Origin of the sequence: Rhodoferax sp. (genome assembly GCF_028689305.1) — a bacterium.
In the GTDB taxonomy this organism is placed as follows: Bacteria; Pseudomonadota; Gammaproteobacteria; order Burkholderiales; family Burkholderiaceae_C; genus Rhodoferax.
In genome coordinates this window covers 1-9,144 of record NZ_JAQTWM010000115.1, presented here as the reverse complement: position 1 = coordinate 9,144, position 9,144 = coordinate 1, and the positions used below count along the sequence as shown (strand labels likewise).

The 9,144-nt window shown below is 60.9% G+C and carries 9 protein-coding genes and 2 tRNA genes; 3 read left to right on the top strand and 8 right to left on the bottom strand.

Annotated elements, in window-relative coordinates; all coding sequences use genetic code 11:
• Positions 1-158: 158 nt before the first annotated feature.
• The 8 genes from PHW99_RS16815 to folC all read right to left on the bottom strand — a co-directional run bounded on the left by PHW99_RS16815 (position 159) and on the right by folC (position 7,234).
• Positions 159-234: transfer RNA gene (locus tag PHW99_RS16815), tRNA-Glu, on the bottom strand.
• 36 nt (positions 235-270) lie between these two features.
• Positions 271-346, bottom strand: a tRNA-Ala gene (locus PHW99_RS16810).
• Positions 347-408: 62 nt separating this feature from the next.
• Positions 409-1,794, bottom strand: coding sequence for a glutamate--tRNA ligase (gene gltX / locus PHW99_RS16805; RefSeq protein ID WP_300180289.1), 1,386 nt, complete (start codon positions 1,792-1,794; stop codon positions 409-411).
• Entirely contained in the window at positions 1,791-3,014 is a 1,224-nt protein-coding gene (locus PHW99_RS16800) for an O-succinylhomoserine sulfhydrylase (RefSeq protein ID WP_300180286.1), read from the bottom strand. Before PHW99_RS16800 ends, gltX begins: the two co-directional genes overlap by 4 nt.
• Positions 3,015-3,016: 2 nt before the next feature.
• On the bottom strand, positions 3,017-4,516 hold the full coding sequence (gene purF / locus PHW99_RS16795) for an amidophosphoribosyltransferase (protein ID WP_300180283.1): 1,500 nt from the start codon (positions 4,514-4,516) through the stop codon (positions 3,017-3,019).
• Between the two features lie 26 nt (positions 4,517-4,542).
• Positions 4,543-5,037 (bottom strand): CvpA family protein, encoded by a 495-nt coding sequence (locus tag PHW99_RS16790; RefSeq protein WP_366913605.1) that lies wholly within the window; start codon positions 5,035-5,037, stop codon positions 4,543-4,545.
• A 10-nt stretch (positions 5,038-5,047) separates the two neighbouring features.
• The gene (locus PHW99_RS16785; protein ID WP_300180280.1) at positions 5,048-5,893 is read right to left on the bottom strand and encodes an SPOR domain-containing protein; all 846 of its coding nucleotides are present in this window, start codon (positions 5,891-5,893) and stop codon (positions 5,048-5,050) included.
• 24 nt (positions 5,894-5,917) lie between these two features.
• Positions 5,918-7,234, bottom strand: a complete 1,317-nt coding sequence (folC, locus tag PHW99_RS16780; RefSeq protein WP_300180277.1) for a bifunctional tetrahydrofolate synthase/dihydrofolate synthase — start codon at positions 7,232-7,234, stop codon at positions 5,918-5,920.
• Between the two features lie 78 nt (positions 7,235-7,312).
• Here folC and PHW99_RS16775 point away from each other — a divergent pair, with 78 nt between their 5' ends.
• The 3 genes from PHW99_RS16775 to argG all read left to right on the top strand — a co-directional run.
• On the top strand, positions 7,313-7,681 hold the full coding sequence (locus tag PHW99_RS16775) for an ArsC family reductase (protein WP_300180274.1): 369 nt from the start codon (positions 7,313-7,315) through the stop codon (positions 7,679-7,681).
• Positions 7,682-7,774: 93 nt separating this feature from the next.
• Positions 7,775-8,092: a pyrimidine/purine nucleoside phosphorylase gene (locus PHW99_RS16770; protein WP_300180271.1), complete on the top strand. Its 318-nt coding sequence runs from the start codon at positions 7,775-7,777 to the stop codon at positions 8,090-8,092.
• 69 nt (positions 8,093-8,161) lie between these two features.
• Positions 8,162-9,144: argininosuccinate synthase (gene argG, locus PHW99_RS16765; RefSeq protein ID WP_300180268.1), on the top strand; the 983-nt coding region annotated here is incomplete at its 3' end.

Genomic DNA, 9,144 nt, shown 5'->3' with positions numbered 1-9,144 from the left:
CGGACGGGACTCGAACCCGCGACCCCCGGCGTGACAGGCCGGTATTCTAACCAACTGAACTACCACTCCTGGTAGCTAACGTTTACTCTTTCGAGCCAAGCCATCTGCTGTTGCCAGCAAACCGTTACCGACTTGCGCCGCATTATCTTGCGATAACTTGGCGACCCCACGGGGATTCGAACCCCGGTACTCACCGTGAAAGGGTGATGTCCTAGGCCTCTAGACGATGGGGTCAAAACCTTGGGACTTCCGTCTCATTTTTTGGAAATTTGGTGGAGGTAAGCGGGATCGAACCGCTGACCTCTTGCATGCCATGCAAGCGCTCTCCCAGCTGAGCTATACCCCCTGAACCACTGGCAATTCTTTCGAATTGTTCGTAACTTCCAAGCCTCAAATTATAGCGTGAATTTACGCCCTTTTCAATCTGGCGATAACTTTTTCTCTTTCAAAGAGAGAAAGCATCACATCGACGGATGGCGTGTGCGCCGTTCCTGCCACCAGCACACGCACCGGCATGGCCAGTTGAGGCATCTTCAAGGTGCAGGCCGTCAACACTTCCTTGATGGCTGCGGCAATACCTGCCTTGTCCCAGGCGCAGGTCAGCAACTTGTCGGCCAGCAAACTCAACGCCGGCTTCACGGTATCTGTCACATGCTGCACCAGATCCTCTGGCGTAGGCGTTACATCGGCATAAAAAATGGCGGCCCAATCAGCCAGCACCACAGTGGTATCACAACGGTCCTTGAACAAGGCACAGATGGCGGGCAGACGCGCGTCCGCCGCAATGCCCCGCTTCTGCAAATGCGCTTGCACCAGGGGCGCCAACACATCATCGGCGCAGGCCTTGATATGCTGTGCGTTGACCCAGCGCAGCTTGGCTTCATCAAACTGGGCTGCACTCTTGCCCAGGTGGTCCAGATCAAACCACTGCAGGAATTGCGCCCGACTGAAAATTTCGTCATCCCCATGGCTCCAGCCCAGGCGCGCCAGATAGTTCACCATGGCATCGGGCAGATAACCTTCATCGCGATACTGCGTGACCGGTTTGGCGCCATTGCGCTTGCTCATCTTCTCACCTTGCTCGTTGAGCACAGTCGGCAGGTGTGCATAGACCGGCGGCTCTTTACCCAGGGCCTTGAAGATGTTGATCTGGCGCGGTGTGTTGTTCACATGATCATCACCGCGGATCACGTGGGTGATGCCCATGTCGATGTCGTCCACCACCACGCAGAAGTTGTAGGTGGGTGTGCCATCAGGTCGCGCAATCACCAGATCATCGAGCTCGTCATTGCTGATCTCGATGCGGCCCTTGACCTTGTCCTCCCACACCACGGAACCACTTGGCGGGTTCATGAAACGCAGCACGGGCTTGACACCTTCGGGCACGGGCGGCAGCAGCTTGCCCGGCGCCGGACGCCAGGTGCCGTCATAGCGTGGTTTCTCCTTGGCCGCGGTCTGCCGTTCACGCAGGGCATCCAGCTCGGCCATGCTCATGTAACAGGGGTACACATGACCGGCAGCCACCATCTCCGCCAACACGGCCTTGTAGCGGTCCATGCGTTGCATCTGATAAAACGGGCCCTCGTCGTAATTCAGGCCCAGCCAATTCATGCCTTCAATGATCACATCCACGGCAGCCTGGGTGGAGCGTTCCAGATCGGTATCTTCAATCCGCAAGATGAAATCGCCACCAGTGGAGCGGGCAAACGCCCACGGGTACAGGGCTGAGCGGATATTACCCAGATGGATAAAACCGGTGGGCGATGGTGCGAAACGGGTACGAGTTTTGGTCATTGCAATGTGCTGAGTTGTTGCAGGCCGCGTGTCAGATCGGCCTTGAGATCGTCAATATGGTCCAGGCCCACCGCCATGCGGATCAGGCCCTGGCCGATACCGGCTGCCTGGCGTTGATCCTCAGTCAGGCGGCCATGGGAAGTGGTGGCAGGATGGGCAATGGTGGTCTTGGTGTCACCCAGGTTGGTGGTGATCGAGCACACCTGGGTGCTGTCGATCACATGGAAGGCGCGTCGGCGCGCCTGTTCGGCAGCGGTCGCACACACATCAAACGACACCACCGCACCCCCCAGCCCACTTTGCTGACGCATGGCCAGATCGTATTGCGGATGGGTGGTCAGCCCCGGGTAGTACACCCGCGCCACCTGCGGCTGCTCCTGCAGCCAGCTCGCCAGTGCCAGAGCGTTGTCACACTGGGCCTTCATGCGCAATGCCAGGGTTTCCATGCCTTTGGTGACCACCCAGGCATTGAACGGCGACAACACCATACCCACGGTACGGTTGATCGGCCAGAACACATCGTTGACATATTTCTGGCTGCAACAAATCGCCCCGGCCATCACCCGGCCCTGACCATCGAGATACTTGGTCCCGGAGTGAATCACAAAGTCCGCCCCAAACAGCGTGGGGCGTTGCAGCGCCGGTGTACAAAAGCAGTTGTCCACCGCCAGCACAGCGCCCGCCTCGTGCGCCACGGCGGCCAGCGCCGCAATGTCGCAGATGTCAGTCAGTGGGTTGGTCGGGGTTTCGGCAAACAGCAGCTTGGTGTTGGGCCGCATGGCAGCCCGCCATTGCGCCACGTCGGTCTGAGAGACAAACGTGGTTTCCACACCGAACTTGGCAAATTCTCCTGCAAACAGACGCAAGGTGGAGCCGAACACCGACTGGGAACACACCACATGGTCACCCGAGCGCAACAACCCCATGCCCAGCAGCAACACCGCCGCCATGCCGCTGGAGGTAGCCATCGCGGCCTCGGTGCCTTCCAAGGCGGCCAGGCGCTGCTCCATGGTGGACACGGTCGGATTACCAACGCGGGTATAGGTATAGCCCTCTTCCTCGTTGGCAAACCGTTTACGCGCCGTCTCGGCGTCAGGCTGGACAAAGCTGCTGGTCAGGTACAGGGCTTCCGAGTTTTCGCCGTACTGGCTGCGTTCGACCCCGACACGCACGGCCAACGTGTCTCGGTGCAGATGGTCAGGCAATTTGGACGATGTCATGGTCAGTCCTCGTGGTTGGGCAGGGCCAGGCGCGAGGTGTCTTCCTGATTCTCGTCCCCCTCCACGCGGTTGGCGTTCAGGCGAACAATGTCGTCCAGCGTGACGTCACCGGTGACATACACGCCGTCAAAACAGGACGCATCAAAGCCCTTGACGGCCGGATTGAGTGAGCCAATCGCTCTTTTCATGCCATCCACATCCTGGTAAATCAGCGCGTCACAACCGATGATCGCGCGGATTTCTTCCACCGTGCGGTTGTGCGCCACCAGTTCCTGCGGGGTCGGCATGTCAATACCATACACATTGGGGTAGCGCACCGGCGGCGCGGCACTGGCCATGTAGACCTTGCGGGCGCCGGCATCGCGGGCCATTTGCACAATCTCCCTGGAAGTGGTGCCGCGCACGATGGAATCATCCACCAACAACACGTTGCGGTCCTTGAATTCACTGGCAATCACGTTGAGTTTCTGGCGCACCGACTTTTTCCGCACGGCCTGGCCGGGCATGATGAAAGTGCGGCCCACATAACGGTTTTTCACAAAACCTTCACGGTAGGGCAGCCCCAACAATTGGGCCAGCTGCGCCGCGCTGGGACGGCTGGACTCGGGGATCGGAATCACCACATCGATCTCGTTGGGTGGCACCGTGGAAATCACCCGTTTGGCCAGTGTCTCGCCCAGATTCAGGCGCGCCTGATAGACCGAAATGCCATCGAGCACCGAGTCTGGCCGAGCCAGATAAACAAACTCGAAAATGCAGGGGTTCAGGACCGGAGCGTCGGCACATTGCTCGGTGTGGATCGCGCCCTGGAGATCAATGAACACCGCCTCGCCCGGATCAATGTTGCGCTCGAATTTGTGCAAGGTGCCTTCCAGCGCCACCGACTCACTGGCGATCATCCAGGTGTCTTCATTGCGCCCCAGGCACAGTGGCCGGATGCCATGCGGGTCACGGAAGGCCAGCACACCATGGCCGGCAATCAGCGCAATCACGGCATAAGAGCCCCGGATACGCCGATGCACCCGGCGCACCGCCGCAAACACATCGTGGGGCGTGAGCGGCAGCCCGCGGGTAGTGGCCTCGATCTCATGGGCCAGCACATTGAGCAACACCTCGGAGTCACTCTCGGTGTTGATGTGGCGATGGTCCATGTTGAACAACTCGGCCTTGAGTGCATGGGCGTTGGTCAGGTTGCCGTTGTGCACCAGCACAATGCCAAACGGTGCATTCACATAAAAAGGCTGTGCTTCCTCTTCACTGAAGGCATTGCCCGCCGTGGGGTAACGCACCTGGCCCAGACCACAGTTGCCGGGCAGCGAGCGCATGTTGCGGGTGCGAAACACGTCCCGCACCATGCCCTTGGCCTTGTGCATGAAGAACTTGCGCTCCTGCTGCGTGACGATGCCCGCCGCATCCTGGCCGCGATGCTGCAACAGCAGCAAGGCGTCATAAATCAGCTGATTGACCGGCGAATGACTGACAACCCCAACAATTCCACACATAGTTTTCCTATTGATTCAACGACGTTTCAGGCAGGTAAAAATCGATCCAGCTCACGCGGCAACACGGGCTTGAGGCCCACGAACGCCGCCGATGCCATGCGGGCGCCCACAGACTCTTGCCAGGTTGCGCTGTCTTTCATCGGCGTCATCGCCACCACCGCCGTGGCCAGCAGCAGCAGCAAGAGACCCCGGGTCAGGCCAAACACGGCGCCCAGCACCCGGTCCACCGGGCGCAAGCCGACGGCGGTGGTCAGCTTTTTGATGAGCACGGCCACCAGCCCGCCCACCATGACCGCAGCAACAAACACCAGCACGAAACCAGCCGCATAACGCACCGACTCACTGGCGCCCCCCATGGGCAGATGGTGCGCTACATCCGGCGCCAGCCATCGGGCCGCGACAAAGGCCAGCACCCAGTTGATCAGCGACAACACTTCATACACCAGGCCGCGCCACGCTCCCACCACCATGGACAACAGCAACACCGCGGCAAAAATCCAGTCCAGCGCAGGCATGGTCATCCCACCATTCCTACAAGGTGAGCAACGCTGCTGGCAGATTCAGCTTCTTGATCTTGTCGGCGGCCTTCTCGGCTTCCGCACGGGTGCTGTAGGGTCCGACCCGCACACGAATACGCCGCCCATCCTTGGTTTCAGCCACATGGGTATAGGTTTTCAGCCCAGCGCGCTCGACCTTGAGACGCACTTCCTGCGCCCGGGCGGTTTCGGCAAAAGCCCCCACCTGCACGACAAACCGGCCCTCCGCCGCCGCAGCGGGCGAGGCCGGCGACGACACCTCTGGCGCCGCCGTCTTGGCGGCCTTGGGGGCGACTTCCTTGCCCTCCAGCAAGGCCTGGGCACGGCTGGCTTCGGCCGGCTGGGCCACCGCCGCACTGGCCACTGGCCGGCTCGTTTTGGGCAATTCTTTTGCTACTTGTTTTGTAGCATCCGAGGCTTTATCTGTCCGGGCTGGAGCCTGTTTTTTATCAGAAACCTTGTCCGTTGCCGGTGGCTCTGCGGTTTCCGTGATGATGTCCGGTTGCGGCAACGCCTGCGGCTTGGAGACAGCCTGGGCCACCACCGCGGCAGTCGGCCCATTGGCCGAAGTGACCGTCGGCACCGCCGAGGTGGCCGGGGTGGCGGGAATCACCAGCGGCACCACTTTGTTCTTGTCTGGGATATCAATCGGCGTGTCCACCGCAATCGGGCGCGGCTGCTTGTCAAACAACAAGGGCAGCCCCACCACACCGATCAGCACCAGCACCGCAGCGCCCACCAACCGGTATTTGGCGCGCTGGCGAATGGCTTCGGTGCTTGGCGGTTGCGCGCTCGCACTGGCGGACTCGTCAGCGCTTTTGCGAAACTTGAAAAAAGCCATGCTGGTGTGTGCTTGTCAGAAGAATCAGGATGTGGGCAGATGCTTGGCCGCCAGCCGGGGCACCCCGTCCTGGAGGACGCCGCCAACGGTGTAGAACGACCCGAAGACGACAATTCTATCAGCGGGGTCTGCCGCCGCCAGTGCCGCCTGCAGGGCCGATGATGGGTCGGCGTACAGGCTGGCACTGACGTCCTTGCGGGTGTTTTGCGCCTGCCAGAGCCGCGCCAAATCCTCCGCAGGGGCCGCCCGCGGGGTCGGCAGATCGGTGAAATACCACTTGTCAATCAACGGGTTGATGCGTGCCAGCATCGGCGCCAGGTCCTTGTCGGCCATGGCACCAAACACCGCGTGGGTGGTCGGGAAAAAGCCCATGGCGTCCAGGTTGGCCGTGAGTGCCGCCAGCGCATGCGGGTTGTGCGCCACATCCAGCACCAGGGTGGGTTGACCCGGCACAATCTGGAAGCGCCCGGGCAGCTCCACCATCGACAACCCCAGACGTACCGCCTGCGCCGTGATCGGCAGGCGCTCACGCAAAGCCGTCAGCGCCGCCAGCACGCCACCGGCATTCACCAGCTGGTTGGCACCGCGCAGAGCCGGGTAAGCCAGGCCGCTGTAACGTCGGCCACGGCCGGCCCAGTTCCACTGCTGCTTGTCACCCGAGACATTGAAATCCACCCCGACACGCCACAGATCCGCGCCGACTTCGAGCGCGCGGTCCAGCACACTTTGCGGCGGCAGTGGGTCACTCACCACGGCGGGTTTGCCGGTGCGCATGATGCCGGCCTTTTCGTAGCCGATGGCCTCGCGGTCTTGGCCCAGCAGGGCCATGTGGTCCAGATCAACACTGGTGATGATGGCGCAGTCAGGTTCGATGATGTTGACGGCATCCAGCCGGCCACCCAGGCCGACCTCCAGAATCACCACATCCAGCCGACTGTGACACATCACATTCAAAATGGCCAGCGTGGAGAACTCGAAGTAGGTGAGTGAGACTTCATCCTCATTTTGGCACCTGGCCCGCTCCACTTCTGCAAATGCCGCTACCAAATCTGCAGCATTGACCGGTTCACCACACAAACGCAGCCGCTCTTCAAAATGCACCAGATGCGGCGAGGTGTAGACCCCGGTGCGGTAACCCGCCTGCGACAGAATCGCTTCCAGCATGGCGCAGGTCGAGCCCTTGCCGTTGGTGCCGGCCACGGTGATCACCGGGCAGTGAAAGCGGATCTGCAGGCGCTCAGCCACGCTGCGCACCCGCTCCAGGCCCATGTCGATGGCGGTGGGATGCAGTTGCTCGCAGTAGGCGAGCCAATCAGGAAGGGTTTGGAAAAGCTGTGTCATAACACCCCGAATTGTCGCGCAGGACCACTGCCACCCCAGTCAAGTGGGGATAACACCATCAGTGGCATCATTCGGGGCATGAACCAGACACCTCACACCATCACCGTTTACGCCATTCCCAACTGTGACACCGTCAAAAAAGCCCGCGACTGGCTTGCCGCCCATGGTGTCGACTACCAATTTCACGACTACAAAAAGCAAGGCGTGCCCGTCGAAAAGGTGCAGCGCTGGATGCAAACCCTGGGCTGGGAGCCGCTGCTCAACCGCAAAGGCCCCACCTGGCGCAAGCTCGCGCCCGAGGTGCAGGCTGCCGTGGTGGACGCCGCCAGCGCGCTGACGTGCATGCAGGCCAGCAGCAGCGTCATCAAGCGCCCGGTGATCGAATGGGGTGACGGTGCGCTGACCGTGGGCTTTGTGCCCGAAGAGTTTGCCCGCCACGCTGGCTAAGGCCCGCCCCCTGGCCTCGCCTAAAATCACAGGCTTTCCCGCATCCGGGCCAAGCCTGGGTGCCTTTGCCCCGCACACCACTGCACCACAACCATGACCACCACCCAATTTGACGGCGTGACCGTCAATACCCAAGCCAGCGTCTACTTTGACGGCAAATGCATCAGCCACGGCATCACCCTGGCCGATGGCAGCAAAAAATCTGTCGGCGTGGTGCTGCCCGCCACGCTCACTTTCAACACCGGCGCACCCGAGATCATGGAATGTGTGGCCGGCCGCTGCGAGTACAAACTGGCCGGCACCGACACCTGGCTCAGCTCCGGCCCAGGTGAAAAATTCAGCATCCCGGGCAACTCCAGTTTTGACATCCGGGTCACCGAGCCCTACCACTACATCTGCCACTTTGGTTGATCCGCTTTCTTATTGCTCTTATTTTTATAGCTGCTTGCGCATATATCACGCGGGCTAGAGGCCAATTTTATGTCTAACACCATCCTGCAGAACATCCCCGTCGGCCAAAAGGTCGGCATCGCCTTCTCCGGCGGCCTGGACACCAGCGCCGCGCTCTTGTGGATGAAGCAAAAGGGCGCCCTGCCCTATGCCTACACCGCCAACCTGGGCCAGCCCGACGAGTCCGACTACGACGAGATTCCGCGCAAGGCCATGGAATACGGTGCCATCAAGGCCCGCTTGGTGGACTGCCGCCCGCAGCTCGCCGCCGAAGGCATCGCCGCGCTGCAAGCTGGCGCCTTCCACATCACCACCGCCGGGCAAACCTACTTCAACACCACGCCGCTGGGCCGCGCCGTGACCGGCACCATGCTGGTGAGCGCCATGAAGGAAGACGATGTGAACATCTGGGGCGACGGCTCCACCTTCAAAGGCAATGACATCGAGCGCTTCTACCGCTACGGCCTCCTGACCAACCCCGCACTGAAGATCTACAAGCCCTGGCTGGACCAGCAGTTCATCGACGAACTCGGCGGCCGCGCCGAGATGAGCGCCTTCATCACCGCCAACGGTTTTGGCTACAAGATGAGCGCCGAGAAGGCCTACAGCACCGACAGCAACATGCTGGGCGCCACCCACGAAGCCAAGGACCTGGAGTTTTTGAACAGCGGCATCAAAATCGTCAACCCGATCATGGGCGTGCCATTCTGGAAAGACGACTGCGTCGTGAAGGCCGAAGAGGTGTCGGTGCGCTTTGAAGAAGGCCGCCCCGTCGCACTGAACGGCGTCGAATACAACGACTTAGTTCAACTGATCCTGGAAGCCAACCGCATTGGCGGGCGCCACGGCCTGGGCATGAGCGACCAGATCGAAAACCGCATCATCGAAGCCAAGAGCCGCGGCATCTACGAAGCCCCCGGCCTGGCGCTGCTGTTCATCGCCTACGAGCGCCTGGTGACCGGCATCCACAACGAAGACACCATTGAGCAGTACCGCGACAACGGCCGCAAGCT

Excerpts from the sequence above, each read along its gene's own strand:
- PHW99_RS16775 (WP_300180274.1), top strand. The coding sequence starts at position 7,313 with ATGAACCAGACACCTCACACCATCACCGTTTACGCCATTCCCAACTGT.
- gltX (WP_300180289.1), bottom strand. The coding sequence starts at position 1,794 with ATGACCAAAACTCGTACCCGTTTCGCACCATCGCCCACCGGTTTTATC.
- PHW99_RS16785 (WP_300180280.1), bottom strand. The coding sequence starts at position 5,893 with ATGGCTTTTTTCAAGTTTCGCAAAAGCGCTGACGAGTCCGCCAGTGCG.
- folC (WP_300180277.1), bottom strand. The coding sequence starts at position 7,234 with ATGACACAGCTTTTCCAAACCCTTCCTGATTGGCTCGCCTACTGCGAG.
- PHW99_RS16770 (WP_300180271.1), top strand. The coding sequence starts at position 7,775 with ATGACCACCACCCAATTTGACGGCGTGACCGTCAATACCCAAGCCAGC.
- PHW99_RS16790 (WP_366913605.1), bottom strand. The coding sequence starts at position 5,037 with ATGACCATGCCTGCGCTGGACTGGATTTTTGCCGCGGTGTTGCTGTTG.
- PHW99_RS16800 (WP_300180286.1), bottom strand. The coding sequence starts at position 3,014 with ATGACATCGTCCAAATTGCCTGACCATCTGCACCGAGACACGTTGGCC.
- purF (WP_300180283.1), bottom strand. The coding sequence starts at position 4,516 with ATGTGTGGAATTGTTGGGGTTGTCAGTCATTCGCCGGTCAATCAGCTG.